Origin of the sequence: Microcoleus sp. AR_TQ3_B6, from assembly GCF_036702785.1 — a bacterium.
GTDB lineage: Bacteria > Cyanobacteriota > Cyanobacteriia > Cyanobacteriales > Microcoleaceae > Microcoleus.
Window position 1 is genome coordinate 114,937 of the sequence record NZ_JAUBVJ010000006.1, and the last position, 19,810, is coordinate 134,746.

Annotated in this window: 28 protein-coding genes; 13 read left to right on the forward strand and 15 right to left on the reverse strand. The window is 44.3% G+C overall.

The features are described from left to right. Window positions 1-131: 131 nt before the first annotated feature. On the reverse strand, window positions 132-1,148 hold the full coding sequence (locus QUB56_RS05175; RefSeq protein WP_332953762.1) for a hypothetical protein: 1,017 nt from the start codon (window positions 1,146-1,148) through the stop codon (window positions 132-134). Between the two features lie 245 nt (window positions 1,149-1,393). Between QUB56_RS05175 and QUB56_RS05180 the strand changes: the two genes are divergently transcribed. From QUB56_RS05180 to QUB56_RS05195, 4 genes are all read left to right on the forward strand, one after another. Continuing rightward, a complete protein-coding gene (locus tag QUB56_RS05180; RefSeq protein ID WP_332953764.1) occupies window positions 1,394-1,699 on the forward strand; it encodes a hypothetical protein in 306 nt (101 codons plus the stop codon). A 59-nt stretch (window positions 1,700-1,758) separates the two neighbouring features. Continuing rightward, window positions 1,759-1,905: a hypothetical protein gene (locus tag QUB56_RS05185; protein ID WP_332953765.1), complete on the forward strand. Its 147-nt coding sequence runs from the start codon at window positions 1,759-1,761 to the stop codon at window positions 1,903-1,905. A gap of 80 nt (window positions 1,906-1,985) precedes the next feature. Next, window positions 1,986-2,222: a hypothetical protein gene (locus QUB56_RS05190; protein WP_332953766.1), complete on the forward strand. Its 237-nt coding sequence runs from the start codon at window positions 1,986-1,988 to the stop codon at window positions 2,220-2,222. A gap of 138 nt (window positions 2,223-2,360) precedes the next feature. Beyond that, the gene (locus QUB56_RS05195; RefSeq protein WP_332953767.1) at window positions 2,361-2,672 is read left to right on the forward strand and encodes a hypothetical protein; all 312 of its coding nucleotides are present in this window, start codon (window positions 2,361-2,363) and stop codon (window positions 2,670-2,672) included. 72 nt (window positions 2,673-2,744) lie between these two features. Here the strand turns inward: QUB56_RS05195 and QUB56_RS05200 are convergent, their stop codons facing one another. After that, window positions 2,745-2,882: a hypothetical protein gene (locus tag QUB56_RS05200; protein ID WP_332953768.1), complete on the reverse strand. Its 138-nt coding sequence runs from the start codon at window positions 2,880-2,882 to the stop codon at window positions 2,745-2,747. A gap of 318 nt (window positions 2,883-3,200) precedes the next feature. Between QUB56_RS05200 and msrA the strand changes: the two genes are divergently transcribed. From msrA to QUB56_RS05220, 4 genes are all read left to right on the forward strand, one after another. Next, complete coding sequence (gene msrA / locus QUB56_RS05205) at window positions 3,201-3,854, forward strand: peptide-methionine (S)-S-oxide reductase MsrA (protein ID WP_332953770.1); 654 nt, start codon at window positions 3,201-3,203, stop codon at window positions 3,852-3,854. A gap of 172 nt (window positions 3,855-4,026) precedes the next feature. Then, entirely contained in the window at window positions 4,027-4,332 is a 306-nt protein-coding gene (locus QUB56_RS05210; RefSeq protein ID WP_332953772.1) for a hypothetical protein, read from the forward strand. 121 nt (window positions 4,333-4,453) lie between these two features. Next, window positions 4,454-4,795 (forward strand): YtxH domain-containing protein, encoded by a 342-nt coding sequence (locus QUB56_RS05215; protein WP_332953773.1) that lies wholly within the window; start codon window positions 4,454-4,456, stop codon window positions 4,793-4,795. Window positions 4,796-4,832: 37 nt separating this feature from the next. Then, the gene (locus QUB56_RS05220) at window positions 4,833-5,411 is read left to right on the forward strand and encodes a DUF948 domain-containing protein (RefSeq protein WP_332953775.1); all 579 of its coding nucleotides are present in this window, start codon (window positions 4,833-4,835) and stop codon (window positions 5,409-5,411) included. A 17-nt stretch (window positions 5,412-5,428) separates the two neighbouring features. On the opposite strand, the gene QUB56_RS05225 is transcribed toward QUB56_RS05220, so the two are convergent. Both QUB56_RS05225 and QUB56_RS05230 read right to left on the reverse strand, forming a co-directional pair. Then, window positions 5,429-7,216 (reverse strand): cellulose-binding protein, encoded by a 1,788-nt coding sequence (locus QUB56_RS05225; RefSeq protein WP_332953776.1) that lies wholly within the window; start codon window positions 7,214-7,216, stop codon window positions 5,429-5,431. A gap of 171 nt (window positions 7,217-7,387) precedes the next feature. Further along, on the reverse strand, window positions 7,388-7,891 hold the full coding sequence (locus QUB56_RS05230; protein WP_332953778.1) for a DNA-binding response regulator: 504 nt from the start codon (window positions 7,889-7,891) through the stop codon (window positions 7,388-7,390). Window positions 7,892-8,118: 227 nt separating this feature from the next. Between QUB56_RS05230 and QUB56_RS05235 the strand changes: the two genes are divergently transcribed. Together QUB56_RS05235 and QUB56_RS05240 are read left to right on the forward strand one after the other, a co-directional pair. Next, entirely contained in the window at window positions 8,119-8,334 is a 216-nt protein-coding gene (locus tag QUB56_RS05235) for a hypothetical protein (protein ID WP_332953779.1), read from the forward strand. Window positions 8,335-8,628: 294 nt separating this feature from the next. Next, complete coding sequence (locus tag QUB56_RS05240; protein ID WP_332953780.1) at window positions 8,629-11,019, forward strand: dynamin family protein; 2,391 nt, start codon at window positions 8,629-8,631, stop codon at window positions 11,017-11,019. A gap of 115 nt (window positions 11,020-11,134) precedes the next feature. On the opposite strand, the gene QUB56_RS05245 is transcribed toward QUB56_RS05240, so the two are convergent. From QUB56_RS05245 to QUB56_RS05270, 6 genes are all read right to left on the reverse strand, one after another. Next, on the reverse strand, window positions 11,135-11,482 hold the full coding sequence (locus tag QUB56_RS05245) for a type II toxin-antitoxin system PemK/MazF family toxin (RefSeq protein ID WP_332953781.1): 348 nt from the start codon (window positions 11,480-11,482) through the stop codon (window positions 11,135-11,137). Beyond that, window positions 11,472-11,870: a hypothetical protein gene (locus tag QUB56_RS05250; protein WP_332953782.1), complete on the reverse strand. Its 399-nt coding sequence runs from the start codon at window positions 11,868-11,870 to the stop codon at window positions 11,472-11,474. The genes QUB56_RS05245 and QUB56_RS05250 overlap by 11 nt, the downstream gene beginning before the upstream one ends. Next, a complete protein-coding gene (locus tag QUB56_RS05255; protein WP_332953783.1) occupies window positions 11,860-12,117 on the reverse strand; it encodes a hypothetical protein in 258 nt (85 codons plus the stop codon). Before QUB56_RS05255 ends, QUB56_RS05250 begins: the two co-directional genes overlap by 11 nt. Before the next feature lie 503 nt (window positions 12,118-12,620). Continuing rightward, a complete protein-coding gene (locus QUB56_RS05260; RefSeq protein WP_332953785.1) occupies window positions 12,621-12,965 on the reverse strand; it encodes a DUF5615 family PIN-like protein in 345 nt (114 codons plus the stop codon). After that, on the reverse strand, window positions 12,962-13,255 hold the full coding sequence (locus QUB56_RS05265; RefSeq protein WP_332953788.1) for a DUF433 domain-containing protein: 294 nt from the start codon (window positions 13,253-13,255) through the stop codon (window positions 12,962-12,964). Before QUB56_RS05265 ends, QUB56_RS05260 begins: the two co-directional genes overlap by 4 nt. A gap of 147 nt (window positions 13,256-13,402) precedes the next feature. Then, complete coding sequence (locus QUB56_RS05270; protein ID WP_332953789.1) at window positions 13,403-13,507, reverse strand: type II toxin-antitoxin system VapB family antitoxin; 105 nt, start codon at window positions 13,505-13,507, stop codon at window positions 13,403-13,405. A 162-nt stretch (window positions 13,508-13,669) separates the two neighbouring features. On the opposite strand from QUB56_RS05270, the gene QUB56_RS05275 reads away from it, so the two are divergent. After that, on the forward strand, window positions 13,670-14,053 hold the full coding sequence (locus QUB56_RS05275; RefSeq protein WP_332953790.1) for a hypothetical protein: 384 nt from the start codon (window positions 13,670-13,672) through the stop codon (window positions 14,051-14,053). 165 nt (window positions 14,054-14,218) lie between these two features. On the opposite strand, the gene QUB56_RS05280 is transcribed toward QUB56_RS05275, so the two are convergent. Both QUB56_RS05280 and argB read right to left on the reverse strand, forming a co-directional pair. Further along, window positions 14,219-14,485: a DUF4926 domain-containing protein gene (locus QUB56_RS05280; protein WP_332953792.1), complete on the reverse strand. Its 267-nt coding sequence runs from the start codon at window positions 14,483-14,485 to the stop codon at window positions 14,219-14,221. A gap of 159 nt (window positions 14,486-14,644) precedes the next feature. Then, window positions 14,645-15,556, reverse strand: a complete 912-nt coding sequence (gene argB / locus QUB56_RS05285; RefSeq protein ID WP_332953793.1) for an acetylglutamate kinase — start codon at window positions 15,554-15,556, stop codon at window positions 14,645-14,647. Window positions 15,557-15,802: 246 nt separating this feature from the next. On the opposite strand from argB, the gene QUB56_RS05290 reads away from it, so the two are divergent. Continuing rightward, window positions 15,803-16,594 carry an HAD family hydrolase gene (locus tag QUB56_RS05290; RefSeq protein ID WP_332953796.1) on the forward strand — a complete coding sequence of 264 codons (792 nt, stop codon included), beginning with the start codon at window positions 15,803-15,805 and terminating at the stop codon, window positions 16,592-16,594. A 56-nt stretch (window positions 16,595-16,650) separates the two neighbouring features. Here the strand turns inward: QUB56_RS05290 and mreD are convergent, their stop codons facing one another. From mreD to QUB56_RS05305, 3 genes are all read right to left on the reverse strand, one after another. Further along, the gene (gene mreD, locus QUB56_RS05295) at window positions 16,651-17,217 is read right to left on the reverse strand and encodes a rod shape-determining protein MreD (protein WP_332953797.1); all 567 of its coding nucleotides are present in this window, start codon (window positions 17,215-17,217) and stop codon (window positions 16,651-16,653) included. Further along, window positions 17,214-18,020: a rod shape-determining protein MreC gene (gene mreC / locus QUB56_RS05300; RefSeq protein WP_332953799.1), complete on the reverse strand. Its 807-nt coding sequence runs from the start codon at window positions 18,018-18,020 to the stop codon at window positions 17,214-17,216. Before mreC ends, mreD begins: the two co-directional genes overlap by 4 nt. An 87-nt stretch (window positions 18,021-18,107) precedes the next feature. Then, complete coding sequence (locus QUB56_RS05305; RefSeq protein ID WP_006632285.1) at window positions 18,108-19,115, reverse strand: rod shape-determining protein; 1,008 nt, start codon at window positions 19,113-19,115, stop codon at window positions 18,108-18,110. A 330-nt stretch (window positions 19,116-19,445) separates the two neighbouring features. Between QUB56_RS05305 and QUB56_RS05310 the strand changes: the two genes are divergently transcribed. Then, window positions 19,446-19,805, forward strand: coding sequence for a single-stranded DNA-binding protein (locus QUB56_RS05310; RefSeq protein ID WP_190738047.1), 360 nt, complete (start codon window positions 19,446-19,448; stop codon window positions 19,803-19,805). Window positions 19,806-19,810 lie beyond the last annotated feature (5 nt).

Consider the following 19,810-nt stretch of genomic DNA (forward strand, 5'->3'; position numbering starts at 1 on the left):
AATCATTAGTCCTTAGTCATTAGTTATCAGTCAACAGTCAACAGTCATCAGTCATCAGTCAACATTCAACAGTCAACAGTCAACAGTCATCAGTCAACAATCACGGACGGTGCAACCGGAATTGATATTACTTACAGTTTACCTAATGTTTCCTTGATATCCAGCGCCAAAAATCTATCCAATGCTAGATAGATCCAATAAACAGATAACTGACTATCGGTGCTAGTCTTCTGAAATCCCAAAGCCATGGCCTGTTTTTCGTACTGGGGGTGCATTATCAGCGTGTGCAAGTCGCAAAGATTGGGAAAATCTGTTTGCATTTCAACTAAAACTTTCTGTGTGTCTTCGAGGAAAGCAATTTGGTATTCTGAGAAATACTGCGGATCTATCATCCAACTGCGGACAAATACTGACTGACAATTTTTATCGCCTGGTAGCGCCATATTGAAAGGATCGATATCGGAAAGTGAACTTAAATGAAGGCTTTTGCTAGGAGCGTTAAAAAAATTTACTTCTGATTCGCTAGCCGTGGGATAAAGTAAGTAAAACCCGACTGGATTGAGATTATCGCAGCGGCGCAAAACTCGCATTCCTTTTGAGTATTGACTAGCCAAAAGCCGGAGGATTTTAGCAATTTTGTAGGGAACGGCGTTAGTGTTGCGGTTCATCCAGTTGTAATTGGTGGCTAATAAATTGGCAACGGGAATCGCGTCGCATCGAGGGTTGAAATCATCTAATTTGAGTTGTACCGGATTTTCCGGCTGCGGGACATCTAAAATTCCTGAAACAGGTTTAATTTCAATTACCGTAGCGTTACCATCAAAGTGTTTTGCGATCAATCCGAGTGCTGCTAATTTATCTAACATCATCCCGGCGGCGCGATAGCTCCCGCGATCTGTATCGCAGTAAAATAGTTCGGCGGCTTCCCGGTGAGTGCACAGCACTTCTGTTGCTGGCAATTCCAGTTTCGCCAGCGGTGGTTTGAGATGGGGCTGGCTTTCCTGAAGCTGTTTCACCAATAAGTAAATCCACAGCCTGATAAAGCATTCAGCCCTAGTGCGGGTTACGCCTACTCGTTTCATCAACAGCGAAACAGCCGTGCGGCGTTGAGATGGAGGATACCAAGTATCTAGTTTTGCAATATCCATTTCAGTCGAGAAGCAGCGAAGGAACTCTACTTACATATTGGCTCAACTACAATAAACTTCACCCCGCTTCCGGTTACTTGTTGCCGCTGTTGCTTAACTTGCGTGATTTGGGCCGACTCTACAAGATAGCTGGTTCCTCCTTAAAAGTTCACAAATCACAAATCACAATCAATTTTAGATATTTTCTGGCTTGATTTAACAAAACCACCAACCCGACTAAATTAGCATCTTTAGAGGTTTACGCTATGCACAGTGCTTATATCAATCGGATTGGAAAATTTTTGCCGGGAGAACCGATTAATAATGATGAGAGGGAAGAGTATCTCGGCAAAAAGGCCTCGCGCCCTTCGAGAGTCAGTCAGCGAATTCTCAACAGCAACGGCATTCAAAAGGGCTACTACGCGATCGATAAACAGCAGCAAAGACTATATTATAACAGCCAAATGGCAGAGTTTGCCGTCCGAGCCGCGATTTTTCGAGGAGAATGGAGAATCTGGAACCAGGGGCGATCGACTTACTGGCCTGCGCCACTACTTTACCAGACTTATTAGTATCGGAATTTGTCAGCACAGTACAGGGGGAACTTTCCGAATTATCTCCCCTAGAAATAGTGTCAACTCAAGGAGTTTGCTGTGGCAGAGTTAGTGATTTAAATTACGCCCCATCTCAACTCCAACCCAGTCAAAAACAAACAGCTATTGCGGTAGCTGCCGAATTTCCCTCGCGCCTGTTCAAAAACACCCTATTTGAAGCATAAACTTCATGTTAAGCGAGAACACCCCTGCCTTTCGATACATAATTTCGGCGCTGGATACTCTCCGAATTTGCCGATAATAGTTGCGAAAAAACCATCCCAACGCGATAGGAATCAGCTTAAAGATAGAAGGAAGCGAACTAATTTACTGCGCCAATGCTTATCCAGTTTGTACGTATTCAGGATTAGCCCACGAAACATCAACTAAAAGCTGGTTAGATTATTCCTCCTACCTCGATGCAGCCACAGCAGGAGCTTTTGACTTGCTGCAGAATATTCGCTTGCTGGACAATCTCATGAAATTAGGCATTGAAGGTTGACTGCGGTTGATTAAAGCAGGGAGAGTTTGTCCGCAAGAAATCGAGTGGCTGCTGTGCTGCTATTCGTCTCACTTTTTCCGGGAATAAATTGTATAACTTCTAAAACAAGCAGGCTGCATGATTCCTGAATAAAAATGGTTGACAAACTTTTACATTCAGGGAAATACAAGCGGCGTCTCCATTTCTTTAATGTTAAACGAATTATTCAATTCTGACAAGTTGGAGCCTGGACATAAAATCTTTTGTGTCGTGCCGAAAAGCTGCTACTTTACAACGGCCTACATGATGTTAACTTACCGCTATTTAATGACTGCCAATAATCTAGATAAACCCGCCTTCACACAACGAATAATCTACATCAACCCTGTCTGCGATCGAATCGAAAAAATGTACATTGGGATTGTGCGCCTTGTGGGGGCGGGTTTGTCAGATTATTCGTTTCCGACATAGATGGTTTGTAAAATTCGCCCCGGAGCAATCTGAAATTATAGTGGATTTTTCAGGTAAAATTAATAGTAAAACTCAAGCTGCTGCTAGCGGTGGTTGTTCTGCTGCGTTGGGCAAATTGGGATTTACCACAATCCACTTGCCTGTAATCGGGTCGCGGTAAGTAATAAACGGATTAGATTTTAAAGGTTCACTGCAAGGTTTAGCTGCCATTTCTACACACTCCCAATAACTGGTATTGAATAACTGCTACAACACCATATCTTTAATTATCGGCTGTTTTGCCTAAAATCCGCGTGATTTATAACTCAACAATATGTAATATTTTAGCTATAGTTGGGTGACATATAGCACTGCCTAATGTGATTTAAAACTGCGTTTGCTGTGAGCAGTATCACCAAAAAGCCTCCGTAAAAACAATCTGCCTTCTGCCTTTTACCTTCTACCTTCCAGAGGGCGACTATTTTCAGTGTACATCTGATATTATTAAGTAAGGTAAAGACGTTTCTCAGAGATCCCCCTCACAAACTTATGGTGCTATTTGGATTTGGCAAAAAGTCGAGCCTGCCCTCTCCCCAAGAGGCATTGCCGGGACGGGCAGAGTCGATGTCGGTACCGACAACTCACTTTGTTAACGGCAATCCGCTCAAACCTCCCTTTCCAAAAGGCATGGAGACTGCCTTGTTTGGCTTGGGCTGTTTTTGGGGAGCAGAACGCAAATTTTGGCAGCAAAATGGAGTTTTTTCGACTGCTGTTGGCTACGCGGCCGGGATTACTCCGAATCCTACTTACAACGAAGTTTGCAGCGGGATGACGGGACACAATGAAGTGGTTCTGGTTGTGTTCGATCCGAAAGTAATTAGTTACGAAACGCTGCTAAAAGTTTTTTGGGAAAGTCACAATCCTACTCAAGGAATGCGTCAGGGCAATGATTCGGGTACTCAGTACAGATCGGGAATTTACACGTATTCAGCCAGCCAAAGGCAGCTAGCTGAAGCTTCGCGGGATGCTTACCAGCAGGCTCTGACGGCGGCCGGTTACGGCAAGATTACTACTGAAATTATTGATGCTCCTGAGTTTTATTACGCAGAAAGCTATCACCAGCAGTATCTTGCTAAAAACCCGAACGGTTATTGCGGTTTGGGCGGTACTAAGGTTTGTTTGCCTGCTATGTCTCAGGCTTAAAACTTTAGGCGCTTTAGGGATAGGGACACATAGTTTAGGACACAATAATGTTTTGTCCCTACACAAGAAATCGGGACAAAACATTGTTGTGTCCCTACAAAATATCTGGTGGGCGGGCTTATAGCCCGCCATAAAAAGCACCCTATGTTAGTTTTTTTAAAACAGGTAATAAATGCTGACTGCTGCTGTAATTATCAATCTACTAATATCTGTGGTCGGCTTTTATATAGCTGCGAAGGTGTGGAAAATCCGGCGGGCGATCGCAGGTTTTGAAATGCGGATCGCAGCAATGGAACGCCGCAGCAGCAATGTCCTCAGCAACTCGCCGGATTTCCTTGCTAAAAGGCAGGAAGGTACCCGCCAACTGCGACGGCGCTATCAACAACTGGAATTGCAACTGCAACAGGTTCAGCAACTTTTGGGATTGCTGGGTTGGGCTCGGACACTTTGGCTCCGGCGCGATCGACCTTTGAGGTAAGCTATCCTAAAACTGCTGCCCCTGCTGACTCCCTAGGATTTTCAACAAGATTTCTACCTTTGCAAAGGGCTGGGTTCGGGCAAACGTGCCTAAAATTGGTCTATGGAGAGAAGTTATAAAAATGTCAACTAAACGTTCAGGATTATTTATTGGCGGTTTGCTTGTGGGTTCTGCGATCGGGGCCGTCACTGGGTTGCTGATGGCACCGCGAACCGGCAAGGAGACGCGGCAGATATTGAAAAAATCGGCGGAAGCAATGCCTGCGTTGGCGGAGGATTTATCGACTAGCGTGCAGTTGCAGGCCGATCGACTTTCTGAAACTGCAATCCGAAATTGGGACGAAACTTTGATGAGACTCAAAGAGGCGATCGCGGCCGGTTTGGAAGCGACTCAGCGGGAACGCCAAACACTGGCGGAAACTGAAGCTGAAGTGAGCCCCCCCTCGCGCCCTCCCATCCGCTAAATCACATGAAATCCTCAACCCCAAATCTTAGATTCAAGTGAGCGATCCCATATTTTGGCTAGGACTTTCGATTTTGCTAGTAGCAGTTAGCCTGACTGCTGTTTTAGTGACTTTAATACCTGCGGTGCAAGCGCTGGCACGGGCGGCCCGCAGTGTGGAAAAGCTCGCTGATACGCTTTCTCGCGAGTTTCCGCCGACGTTGGAGGCGATTCGGTTGACGGGGCTGGAAATTAGCGAGTTGACGGATGATGTTAGCGATGGGGTGCAAAGTGCGGGGGAGGTTGTCAAACAGGTCGATCGAAGTATTGGTAGCGCGAAAAAGCAGGCGCAAAACCTGCAGGTTACAACTCGCAGCGTGGTTACCGGGATTAAAGCTGCTTGGAAAACTTTAACTCGGAAGCCACCGATTGCTGGGACAAATCGGCGATCGACAGATAGATTGTCGCCCAGTCAAAGAAGTGCGCTTTCGCTGAGGGATTCGGGTTTGGAGGACAGGTATTCTGGGGGTTACGGTGCCGGTGCAAATAATGGGGAATCGCCCAGGTTGAGGAGTAGCGAGGGTTCTGGTTTGCCGGGGGATGCTGAAGATTTTGAGGAAGTGTCGAAGGATTCTTGATTGCACCCACTTCCTCATCATCCCTCAACAGCACACCCATCCCACCAGCAAGGATTCTTATCAATAAAATCCATCAAGGCATCATACTTAGGCGAACCCTTTTGTTCCACATATTCCAAAGCCCCCCAACTTCCCCACTTACTAAATCCACCCACGTCCACAAAGTGCATGAAAAGACTGCCTCCAGCTTGTTTCCAACTATTCAGTAATTGGGTGTAGATATCATACATTTCTGGACGCCTATTTAATTCCATAAAAAACTCAGTCAGTTTTTCGTTATTCTCTACTCCTTCAGTACCTACAATATGTTGACCGCCCTCGTAAACAAATAACTTGAGACCTTTTTTTTGAGCCACATCTAAGAAATACCTAAAGTCATTATCAACATCTGGAAAACTATCTTTAAAGCCAGGAAGCAACCCGCCCTCTCTTAATTGCTTAAAAGCTTTCCCAAACCCGCCATCTGCGTCTTTCAACCAAGACTCTACTGTGCTGACACTTTCTTTCCCGCCCAAGTTGCCGCTAAAATATCCAGCTATGGCTACGGCATCAATGCCGTGTTGATAACAAGGTTTATTGCCCTCAGCTACCCAATAGGAACACTCTAAAGCATAAGTTTCTAAATCTCTCCAGCTTCTTTGAGCTCCTAACACGCAGACAACTCGATTCTTTTGATCCTCAAACACACCTTTCCAGATATCGCACATTTGAGCAGTACGCATTCCGTACCATTGCATAAAAGCATCGCCTTTATCTCCCCACTTCGCTTTACCTTGTTCCAAAGCATAATGCGATTGTGGAAACGACCAATTCCAAACTTCATTAGAATACTCTACATAAACTTTCAGCTTTGGATCTAAACTATCTTTTACCATTTTAGCAAAGTTAGTCATATATTCATCCGTAGCCTGATGCGGCATATTAAACCAGGGTTCTTCTTGGACTTTATTAGCTAAATTCACCATAATCTCTATGGGAACATTTCCTCTGTAAGCATAGGATACACTCTCTGGTTTAGGTCGGTTTGACCATTCTCTTTGTTCAGAACCATTTGTCCCCATCCAGTCCATAAAACGCAAAACTCTAAATTTTTTTATCTTTTCTATAAATAGCGGATTAAATATTTCACCACTTTGATAAAGCTGTTCATCTTGGGAGCGAACCATTTTAATATTGCGGATATAGTTCCCTGTTTTTTTGGGATCTGTAGCAGTAATTGTAATCATTATGCCTCCGCCTTGTGTGGCGTCCACATTAATGATATCCCTCCCGGGTTTCGACGCAGCCTCATCTTTTTGGCCATCAAAGTTATATTCGATCGCACCTTCACCCTCATAAGTAACAATATATTGTCCTGAAGGATAGCGATTGGGGATTTCCCTAAGTAATAGGGTACTTACACTAGTATATTTAGGAGCATCTTCAGGAGATGGGAGAGACTTCACCCACCCATTTTCATCAAGGTTTAAAAGATTATACTCCTCTGTATCCCATTCACCTTTACAGTTTGGTTGTTCGCTGGCGCATTGAGTTATCCATTGTCGAGAAGATTTGAAAGCATCTAAAAAGGGTAATTGTGTTGAGGAGTCAGCAATACCATGAAGCCCAACTCCTAATGAGGAGCGAGAATTTGATGTATTTTGTACATCTGCACGCACAACTACTTTGTTATTTACTTGCGGTGCTGCTGTTGGAGGAATATTAGTTGTTAAAGCCCAACATCCGGGAATGAAAATGACAAAAATTAATAAACCAAGGACAAAGCCCAAAGCTTGATTTTTCGCTCGGATACTTAATCGAAACATAAATTTTACTAATTTTATTATTTATAGTAATATAGGAGTCTATGAGACAGTTTAAGTTTTTATATTTTATCAAAAAGTTCCTTCTAAAACTATTAGCTATAAGATTATTAACATTTTTGCCTCTCTGTGGAGGGGCGAGATCCCTTTCTGTCCCCAAGTGCGATCGCCCATCTAACCGTCTTTATCGAAATCTTCGGTTTTTGGAGATTCTGAAGTTGAGGGGAATGTTAATTGGATGTTAATATCCATTGATATTGTACTTTGCTCCAGCCAACCTATATTAACTATCTTTATTAAAGCTTCTGTAGGTACAGAATTATTTATTTTAAATTCAGGAGAGGACTGAGTTTTATATCCGGCTTCTTCTAGCCGATCGCAAATATTGCGCCAATTTCCTACAGGTTCGTTAGGTACATCTGCGATTTTTTTAACATATTGGTATAAAGTTTTACATAAATAAACCTCTGCACTTTTGGAACTCTGAAACAGTTGGCGGGCGATTTCGGCGGGACTGCAACCGGAAAGCAATCCTCGCAGGTAGAGTTTTTCTGTTTCTGTTAGTCCCCTGCGCGATCGAGGAGAGATTTGCCGTTTAGCTTCTGCAAAAGCTTGGTACAGCCTTTCTAAATCCCAGTGTTTGGCGGCTTCGGCAAATAAGTCTTCTTTTGAGGCCATTTTCGGGCGTGGTGAGATGTGGCTAACGATAGCATAACCGAAATTGCTAGCGTTTGTTAGTTGTTTGCTAACAATAGGTAGTCTAGGATTAAATTACTGATTCATCGTCTAAGTGCAAATACTTAGAAAAGCGGGAAAGTGCGATCGCGATCTTTCAAATTTTGCCTGTTTAATTAACTTTCGTTAGTCAAACAGTTAGTTTTTGTTCCTTACACTGAGGTATTTCAATGGCTAAAGGTGATGAAATAGCGAAAGCGGCAGGTTCCGCTGCTGCGGGTGCTGCAGCGGGTGCTGGTGTGGTAGCTGCTACAGGTTTGACGGCAGTTGGTGCCGTTGGCGGAGGTGCTGGTATTGGTGCTGCTGCTGGGCCCGTTGGTGTAGCCGTAGGTGCGTTGGCTGGTTTGGCATTTTACGGGATTAGCAAGGCTCTTTCTGACGACTAAACATTGACTCGCGCCAGGGACTTCAGTCCCTGGCTAATAACTAGGTTGTTGATATTTAGCGCTTGTTGCACGAGTCCGCCGGGGGTTAAAAACCCCCGTCTCATAGCGAAAGTCCTCTAAAGAGGACTAAATACTTAATGTACAAAATTTTCAGTCCTCTTGAGAGGACTTTCGCTGTTAGCCAGGGGTTTAAACCCCTGGCGAATAGGTTGGTAAGCGTCAAATATCTATCAATTTTAACCGCGCATTTCTAGCTCTAACTTAGCCCCTCCCTCAACTAAAAAGTGTCAACTTATGTCTTCTCAAGAATTCCAAGCAGCCTACAACAGCATCTACGACACAGGCGATCGGCTCTTACAATATCTTAAAGAATTCCGAGAGGGACTCGCCACTCAGGGAAATGAAAGTCAAGGGCTACAAAGCATTGAAAATGACATCAACAAAGCTTTAAAAGGTTTGCAAGCTCAGAAGTATCAAGTAGCCGTCATAGCAGCAATGAAAGCAGGCAAAAGCACCTTCTTGAATTCTATCATCGGTGCTGATATTCTGGCGAGTGAAACGGCAGCCTGTACCATCTGCCGTACAGATGTTCGACACATTAAACCGGGCAAAAATCCCCGACTTTTAGAGTATCGAGAAGGACAAAGAAAACCAGTCATTCTTGTTGAGGGTGACGCGGGCGAAATTCAGCAAACATTCCTGCTGCGTACCCGTGAAATTCGAGAAAAAAGCAATCCTGACAACACTACACGCTTTGAGATAGAGCATCCAATTGAAGCAATTAGCAAATTATCTTCTCTAACAGGTTTTACCTTAGTTGATACTCCCGGCCCTAATGAGTGGGATTCGGCAAATTTTAACACAAATGCACTGAAGCAGACAGCACTAGAAGCACTGCGAACCTGCAATGCCATTCTGTTTATTTTAAACTACGCTTCCTACAAAGATAATGCGGTTTCCGATTTGTTTAAGGATGTTGTCGAAAATCGCAAGGACTTCATAGCCGAGAACACGGGTAAAATTTATTTTATCCTGAATAAAATTGACCAGAAGACAGAGAGAGATAGAGAAATTGCTGAGGTCATCAAAGATTTGCAACTAGAGTTAGCTAGCTTTGGTTTTCGCAATCCAGTTATCTACCCTGCTAGTTCAAGACAAGGGCTTCTAGCGAAACTGATCCAGCAAGGAAAGGCTACCGAAAGCCAAAAGAAAGATTTCAAAAAATTCTTTAGCGCTAGGTATGCTACTGAAGATGAGGAAGGCAATCAGATTATTCCTGCACCTTGGAAAATTGCACCGCAAGCGCTTGAAGATAGCGGTATACCTACCATTCAAGAAACAGTCATTCAAAGAATTACTCAAAATTCCGGCTGGCATCTATTGAGTGAGGTTGTGGCAGAACTTGATAAAGCTGCTAAGGCAATGGAAGATACTCTAAATACAGAAATTAAAGGTTGGAAAATGGGGATTGAAGCCCTCAAAGAAAAAGTAGAAGACTACAGAAGACGTTCAGAGAATGCGAGGGCTAACATTGAATCTGTAAAGAAAGCTGTAGAGCAACAGAAGCAAATACTAATTTCAGGATTTAGTCAAGGCATTAACACATTTGCTGATGTGGCTAAAGCTCAGATAGCCAGTGAGATAGATAAAATTGCAGAGTCTCGTTCCGCCAACTCTCCAAAGCAAAAAAAAATTCAACTTACTCCCCAGCCAATGCCACAAATTGAAAAAATCCGCTTCGTCAGACAAAGAGTGGGAGAAATTGGAGAAGCTCTATTAGGATTAATTCCTGTTTTTGGTAAAGAATTAGGCACAGCATTCAAATTTAGCGCATCTCTCTGGGATAAACTTAGTGAAACTGTTCCTGAAACTTTCAATGGTTCTGTCTATCAACCAGATTATAACCCTGAAAAGTTCGATCCGTACATTATTCGTTGTCAGACTCAGACTGAAGCTCAAAAAATTCTAAAAACTATTAATGATGTCTGTGCGCCAAGTATTGAAAGTTGGTGGATAGATACTCAAGATCAGCTAGTTCGAGAGGGTACTAGCATCAGAGAGGAGTTAGCCACGAGGATTCAAGAAGATATTCAAAAAATATCTGATGAGTTGTCTAATTATTTGGGTGATGCTTTACAGGTTAAACTGAACATTAATCCGATTCAGTTTCCGAGTTTTGATTTCCCCGGAATTGATGCAGGGATTCAACGTCAAGTAGAGGTATTTACCAGGATTAAAAATATAAATGAGGTTCAAAAGGAAAGCCGAAAAAAGAAATCAAATAGTTTATGTAAGGGCGATCAAACTTACACGGTAGACGTTCCTATTGAAAAAACAATAGAAGTTCAAGACCAGCGTACTATTTATCAAGTTGACTTGCGCCAAACTCTAGAGCAAATCAAACAAAAAATTGATGACAATGTTTCGGGAAGCCAATTGCTCCTAGAGCAGGTGATTGAGCAACAAGTTGATACTGACTTCCGAAGTGCAGAACGGCAAATCAATGATTACATCAACAGGTTTCAAAATGACTTCGATCGCGTTTTGAAGGAACGGGAAACGAAAGAAGCAGAAGCGCCGGAAATTCTAGCTCGTCTTGAGTATCAAAAAGCCAAGCTTATTGAGTACCTCAGTCAATTAACTTCGATTCGGGAATCTCTCAATAGTTGGAAGCCAGTTAAGTAAAGTTAGAGAAAGTACGATCGCCCTTTTCTTCCAAAAGTGCGATCGCCCTTTTCCCCAAATCACAAAAAGAGCGATCGCATTCCCTCTCTATCATCCTTTCCTCCCCAAGCGATTGCTACAGTCCTAATGTGTGTCTGAGTGCAGCATCTACAGATACCATATCTGACCAAATACCGATCGCTTTATCAATTTCTGAATCGAGAACAGTGACAATATTATCAGTCATAATCACCGAATTTGTTATTAATCCCGTTTGCTGTCCTTCAGACCTTGTGATATCTACCAACACTCGACTGGGATGCCCAGCACGAGCCAGATTCCTCGTAATCATTGCCACAATAGTCTGCGACAAATTAGTTCCTATACTATTAGCCTGAATGACCAAAGCCGGTCGCCGCTTAGCGGTTCGCAGGCTAGAATTGGGAAACAAAACTAACACCACTTCGCCACGATTATAAGGCATCGTACACATCCATTTCTGGACAGTTCCAATCTTCAGCAAAACTTTGCAGCCTAGCACGCAGATTTGCTGCTTGTTCTCGATTTATACCGCGAGATTGTAAATCTATAGCTCCCTTTTTTTGTCCCTCGTCAATAAAGTCGCCAAGTTTTGATTCTTCCTGATTTGTTGTAATTTCTGCAAGTAGCCTTTGATTCATTTCCAGATAGGTCGAGATTGCTTCATTCACTACGTCGCTTAAATCCCGATTCATCAGGTTAGCGATCGCAGAAAGTGCTGCTTTTTTCTCGCTGTCCAGTGTCAGCATCATGTTTTCTTTGCTCATTGTTTGTGCGATCGCCATCAATAGTATTATTATGCCATTATAGCAAAGAGTCAATTCAAGGGTCATAGCTACCTTGGTAAGTGCTGTAGATGCGGTAGCCAGGGAGTACAAAAGCCATGCCAATTGGACTCTGAATTTTCCCCGGATAGCTTTCTTCTGTCAAGCTACCCCCAATCCGAATTTTGAGCGCACCCAGCCAAATGTAGAGCCCTGGAATTAAAGAATCTAAACTGTAAACGATCGCTCGCATTTGAGGATCCGGGGGATTAATCGGTTTTAAATACTGTCGCTTTTCAGGTTTAGAAATGGACATGGCACTGATTCCTGTGCGGTATGGTGGAAAAGCGGTCTTGTTGAGAACATTTTAACATAGCCTAACTTTCACTTTTCTAGTGTCAAGCTTACTTTAGTATTTTGTCACCCTAGCCCTAGATATTGTAGACTGGGATATCGAAGAAATTGGCGAAAAAGCAGGTTTTGATATTCAGTACAAATACACGGGAGTCAATGACCCGAAAGATGAATCTTTAGCTTGCGTAACTCAGTTTGTCAGCATTTATGAAGGCTCGTCAAAGGTCGATCGCGATTTGGAAATTTTGATTGCAGCCGGCATCCCCTGTCATTTATTTAAAATACTGACTGACAACGATGACATCGATTTGAAGCCTGTAACGCAATACCTCAAAGCAGTCTGATAATGTCTTGGGCGTAGCGTAATTGTTGCTTTTTCAAAGTACCCGCGTGCGTAGCTATCCCGTAGGGAATCGCCCTTTTCTTCCCAAAGTGCGATCGCTAATCTTTCAATAGACCCTCAATTTACACATATAAAAGCTGATTGGCGATTTCATCAGCCGTTAACGTATTTAACAGAATAGCAACCCGTTGGACAATTTCATAGGCGTTCTTTTGAGGAGTCACAATAATTCCAGAATGTTCCCGTCCTTCAGTCATATATTCTAGGTGTAATCGCTCAAAGTCCACGCGATTGTGAGTCAGCAAACATCGATCGACAGATGCAGCATAAGCCAATTGTTGGCTATCCAATTGACTCAACATTCCCTGTTCGCTGGTTGTCGTCACATCAAAGCCCCTAGCCCGCAGCAAAGTCGCTACCAGCCTAGAAACATCTTCATCTGTATGAATAGTTGCAAATAGTTTCACAGTTTTTTCATTGCAGCTTTCACAGCAGGATGAATCAAGTCTTCAGGAATTCGATTCCGCTCAATATAAGTATTTATTTCTTCTTGGTTATCCAAATAAAAGCTCAGTGCGTCAAAAATTTGAGCTAATTTCAGATGAGGTAAGTGCATCGGAATTTCTTCAGGAGTGATACCCAAGCGCCACAATTCCACGATCGCACGAACGGAAGTTCTCGTTCCTGCTATAATTGGTTCGCCTTGCAAGATTTCAGGGTGACGTGCGACATAACGCGAAGCAGATTGTGTACTCATGATAGATTAACCGGACACATCGATCTTGATTATAACTTACCCTAAAAATCGGTTTTGTTGATGACACTTTAACATCACCTAATTTTCATTATCGTAGTCAATAGTACCAAAAAATTCCAATATTTTTAATTGTTTGCGACGTTGAATCTACTCGCGTAAAGCTGCTTCGATTAATGTAGTAGGTGTTGGATGGTTACTCAAATCAAGAGCTTCTTGAAAGAGAATTTTGTCAATTTCTAGCGTAGTTACCATATATTTTTCTCGTGCAAGGAGGGTATCATGTAATTGCCACCGAGCAATGCTGTAATTTTAGTGTAGCACTGAAACTCTATCAAGGGGCGATCGCTTTCTGCATTTAGGTCGCGGGAGTATGAAAAGCCGGGTTTCGCTGCTACTTTCTGTGAGGGAAAATACATGAAAATCCGAGAATCTCTTGGTCAAAGCGTCTGGAACCATTCTCAGGGCTGGTGCTGCCAGCCTCTTGACCCCATACCGCCCGGTCATATTGCCCTGGCTGTTGAAGTGACGGATATGGCACTTGTAGACTGGGATATCGAAGAAATTGGCGAAAAAGCAGGTTTTGATATTCAGTACAAATACACGGGAGTCAATGACCCGAAAGATGAATCTTTAGCTTGCGTAAGTCAGTTTGTCGGCATCTACGAGGACTGGTCAAAGCTCGATCGCGATTTGGAAGTTTTGATTGCAGCCGGCATCCCCTGTCATTTATTTAAAATACTGACGAACAACGATGACATCGATTTGAAGCCTGTAACGCAATACCTCAAAGCAGTCTGATAATGCCTTGGCGATGGCGCAATTGTCGGCTTCTTTTTTCTCAAAGTGCCATCGTCCCTCGGACATCTCAAATTTAAAAGAACGAGATCCCTTTCCTTCCCAAAGTCCGCGCGTGCGGAGCTATCCCGTAGGGAATCGCCCTTATCTAACTCTATTCTCCTGACATTAGTAAGCAAGTGCCAGTTCATATTGCAGAACTAAAATTTCATCAGCTTTCAACATAGCCATAGCATATTCAATCCCTTTACTATCAGCAAACTCCACTAAATACTGACATTCCTTTCCCGTATCATACACTTCAATAATAGTTCCCACAAGTCCAACTGGCAAACTAGAAATAGATGCGTATTCTGATCCCACTAGCGCTAATCGCGTATTTGAAATCGGCTTGAGAATCGCAACAGAATCCAAAAGTTTAAAGTTTTCGATCATAGTTTAACAAAAGGTGAAATCCAACAACGGTTAGAATTAGTTGAAGTAATTTCCCAGAAGAGCCTTCTCAAAGTTGGTAGGGGCAGGTTTAGTTAGGATATACGCGATCGCAGCGAGTTTACCCCTTTCACGCACCCGCCCTACCCTAGGATTTACGCCTTACTTAAGCCTTAAGTTCGCCGTGCTAAACTCAGAAGCCACAATCATCGACCCAATCCCCGCATCCGTAAATATTTCTTGCAGCAAAGCGTGAGGAATTCGACCGTCAATAATGTGAGCACCCTTAACACCCTGAGCCAAACTCCGCACACAGCAATTAACCTTCGGAATCATCCCCCCAGACACAACTCCCGACTCAACCAACTCTCTCGCTTCCTGAATATCCAACTTAGCAATCAGACTCTCTGGCTTGTGATAATCCTCCAAAATTCCCGCAGTATCAGTCATCAAAATCAACTTTTCTGCTCCCAAACCAGCCGCAATTTCCCCAGCCACCGTGTCAGCATTAATGTTGTAAGATTGACCGTGTTCATCCGCCGCCACGCTCGACACCACCGGAATATAACCGCCGTTCACCAAAGACTCCAAAATCTGGGTTTTCACGCCGCTGACTTCACCAACAAACCCAATTCCCTCCCGGCCGTCCGGACGAGCTTGAATCAGATTGGCATCCTTGCCGCACAATCCCACTGCTTTGCCGCCAGCTTGGTTAATTAACGAAACAATTTCCTTATTTACCTTCCCGACCAAAACCATTTCTACAACTTCCATCGTCGCCGCATCAGTCACCCTCAAACCATCCTTGAATTGCGGCTCAATTCCCAATTTTTCCAGCCAAATATTAATTTCCGGGCCGCCGCCGTGAACCACAACCGGACGCATCCCCACGCAAGCTAGCAGCACAATATCCCGAACCACCTTGTCTTTGAGAGTGCTATCTTTCATCGCCGCACCGCCATATTTGACCACAATGGTGCGACCAGTAAAGTGTTGAATGTAAGGCAGTGCTTCGGACAGCACCTCTACTCGATTAGTGTCCGAATTCCTAACAAAATCGCTTTGTTTGAGCATGGGTAAATTACAAAAGACTAAACACTTAATTCTAAACTTTAATGGCTAAAGCACATATCAACAGCCACAAAAATCACTTTTTCCCTGGATTTTATCGACGCGCAGGCCCGATCGCCCTTATTGAGCCCAATCCTCAAAATATTAATAGGTTTTTTTAATAATTGTATTTAAAATTTTGTATTATAACTTATACGATTCTTGCTAAAGTCAAGAAATGTATAACTCCCTTGATTTACTTAACGTTTTATGTTAAATGCTGTCACCCAAGACTCCGAAAACCTTCAGTACAAACTACCATTAGAGGCTGACTCCTCCCCCCGGATGACAGTATTTTGCGATTTAGACGGGCCCATAGTCGATGTGTCCGATCGCTACTACGCCACCTATCAACAGGGATTAGCCGACACTCAAGCAGCTTATCTTGCTAGGGGAATCAACCTCAACCTCCAAATCCTGAGCAAACAGCAGTTTTGGCAAATGAAACAAAACCGAGTGCCCGATGCTGAAATAGCCAAAATTTCCGGCTTGTCGGGAGAAGAAATTCACGTTTTTCTCGGATGCGTGAGTCGGATTGTCAATCAGCCAGACTTGTTGCACTTAGATCGCATCCAGCCGGGAGTGCAATGGGCGATCGCACTTCTCCACTCCCGCGGCGTGCGCCTGATTTTAGTTACCCTGCGGCCGAGAAATCAAGCCGTTCAACTGTTGCAAAATTACGGTTTAGCCAGACTGTTTACCTGCATTAGCGGAACTCAGATGGCGGATGCCGCCTATCACAACTATACAGCCTTAAAAACTGAATTGTTGGTCCAAGTTGCAGAAGAATTTAAGTCATCACTGGGTTCGGCTTGGATGATCGGAGATACAGAAGCAGACATCCTCGCAGGAAAAGCATTGGGAATACCTACAATTGCCGTTACCTGCGGAATTCGCAGTCGCTATCAACTGCAACAGCATCAGCCTAATTTCATTCTCAGCGACTTGATTATTGCCGTTCATCACTTATTAGGTTCGAGCCAACAAGTAATAGTAGAATGACTACAGTCAACAGTTAACAGTCAACAGTTAACACTCAACTGTTAACTAATGACTGACTAAGGCTTTTCTAAATTCCTGGTCATTTCCCACAAGCGATTGAGGGGAAAATAAATCACCGGAGCCCAAAGACTGCTAAGAATAGCAGAACACAAAGCCACTCGCTGGTGATAGGTCCAAATTTCCAGTAAAGCCCGATCGCCCATAGCAAAAAATTGCAGCCCGATCACCGTTTCCGCTACCACCGCCATTCCAAACACAATTAACGCGATCGGAATCGGATCTCTCTCAACAATATCTGCCGGAATCGACCAGGTTTTCTGCAAAACAACTGTTAAGACTCCTACAACAACTAGACTCACAGCGTGGGTGGGATCGGGAGCCGTCATCGCATCTTGAAGAAACCCCAAAACCAAGCCCATGCTAGCGGCTCCCCAAACTGTACGTTTCCGCTTAATACTCCAAGCAACCAACCAAATTAACAGCCAGTTGGGTCCAATTCCCAGCAATTCCATTCCCGGCAGCCGAGTAGGCAATATCAGTATGCACAGCATCACAGAAACAAATGTAACGCCGAAGTTGAGAAATTGGCGCGATCGCGAAGACATCCGAGATAAAGCTTTCATTGCTGCGGTACTCCCCCAGACGGTGCAGAAGATTGACTCTGCGAATCCTTTAATTCGGCTTGCTTAGAGTGGGGGTAAACCACCGCCCACTCCAGAGAATTCATAGGTGCAGAGAACTCAATAACAGCTTCTGGAGCCGGAGCTTTATTCATATCAACCGAAACCACTTTTCCCACCGGCAAACCAGGAGGGAACAACTGACTGAAAGAAGAAGTTGAAACCACATCCCCAGGCTTGACATTGGGAACATTATCAAAAAACTCCATCACAGCCTGATTTCCGCCTTTCCCGCGCATAAAACCCATGTGGCGAGTGCGGGTAATTCCCACACCCAATTGACTCGTAGCGTCGCTGACCAACAGCACCAAGCTAGTATTAGGAGTAACGCTGACAACCCGGCCTACCAAACCGCCCGGGCCCATCACAGTAAAATCTGCTTTGATGCCATCGTTACTGCCGCGCCCCAAGGTTACTTGCTGCCACCAGTGGCCCGCACTGCGGCCGACAATAGGAGCTACAATCCCGGGAGGTTTCTTAGCCGAAACGTAACCTAAAAGCTCTTTTAGCTTCTGATTTTGAGTTTCTAATTCTAATATCTGCGCTTGCAATTCTTGAGTGCGCGCCGAGATGAGCTGCTCTTGCCCCGAGCCGTTGGATTGAAACGGACGACTCACCAAATTGTAAACTTCAAACAGTGCAGCACCTTGTGTTTGTCGAACTCCCCAAGCGGCAGTTACAGCTAAACCTAAAAGAGCAATTTGCAGTCGCAAATCCCACCACTTGCGGAATGTATTTTTTAGCATAATTTCAGTATTCTAAAATTGTTAGGTCAGGATTTTAGATTTGAGATGGCAGCCCTATTTCTAAATCCAAAATCCCAAATTAGTTAACTACATATTGCGCGACGACTGCCCGCTAAAAACCCGTTCCAACTGTTTGTTTTCCAATACCCTACCAGTTCCCAAAACCACGCAGCACAGCGGATCTGCTGCCACGTGAGTGACAATTCCTGTTTCGTGACTTATCAGAGTATCTAAACCTTTCATCAGGGCGCCACCACCAGCCAGCATAATTCCCCGGTCAATAATATCTGCTGCTAATTCCGGGGGGGTGCGTTCCAAAGTACGCTTGACAGCTTCCACAATTACTGAAAGCGGTTCCGACATACTTTCACGAATTTCTGGACCTTTGATCGTAACAGTTCGCGGCAGACCCGACAGTAAGTGCAAGCCCCGGACTTCCATCATTACGTCGTCATCCTCTGGAGTTGGATATGCAGAACCCACCTGAATTTTAATTTCTTCAGCAGTGCGTTCGCCGATGACCAAATTGTGAACTTTTTTCATGTATTGGACGATCGCCTCATTGAGTTCGTCGCCGGCTACCCGCACAGACTCACTGATCACCGTACCTTGCAAACTCAAAACCGCAACTTCCGTCGTACCTCCGCCGATATCTATAATCATATTGCCAGTCGCCTCAGCAACAGGCAGTCCAGCTCCGATCGCCGCGGCGATGGGTTCATCAATTAACCGCACTTCTCTAGCACCGGCCTGAGTCGCCGCCTCAATGACAGCACGCCTCTCGACTCCCGTTACACCGCTGGGGATACCAATAATTATCCGCGGCGAAACTAAGCTTCGGCCTTCGTGAACCCTGCGGATAAAAGTCTTAAGCATCAGTTCGGCAGTATCGAAGTCTGCGATTACCCCGTCGCGAAGCGGGCGCAGTGCTATGACGTTCCCTGGCGTGCGCCCGAGCATTTTTTTAGCTTCTTCTCCAACAGCCAGCGGTATTTTTAAATCTTGATCGATCGCCACTACAGAAGGTTCCTGCAGAACAATACCTTTGCCGGATACATAAACGAGCGTGTTAGCAGTACCGAGGTCGATACCCATATCTCTAGATAACGAAAATCGATTGAGAAGACCCACTGATTCGTACCCCCCCCAAAACTAAAATACTATTGTGTGCAATAATGTTGTTACAAAAGTGTAACCGAGGTGGATTCTATTACGTTTTTCATCCTGAGTCTAGTCAGAAATGTACATTGTCGAGCTCAGGTTGAGCGCAGACTCGCCAATTATCCACCATCAATATGTTCTGGTAACTGGGTGTAAAATCAGGATGAAGCCCTCACAAGCGCTGTTCCAATTTCTGTTTGGAGGCTAGTGCGCGTGTTAACAGTTTAACTACATCACCGATCGACCACATTCCCCAAAAAGTTTATGAGTCTTAATGTTGTGACTTTAGTAGGCCGCGTCGGCGGCGACCCGGACGTGAAGTATTTTGAGTCGGGTACAGTTAAGTGTAATTTGACGCTGGCAGTGAACCGCAGAACTAAGAACAGCGATCAACCAGACTGGTTCAATCTGGAAATCTGGGGCAAAACAGCGCAGATTGCTGCTGACTACGTTCGCAAAGGCTCTCTAATTGGCGTAACAGGCTCTTTGAAGTTCGATCGCTGGCAAGACCGCAATACCGGTTCAAATCGCTCGAAGCCGGTAATTAAGGTAGACCATTTAGACTTGCTAGGTTCCAAACGCGACAACGAGTCGGGTATGTCGCAACACAACAGCGAATTCTAGCGTTT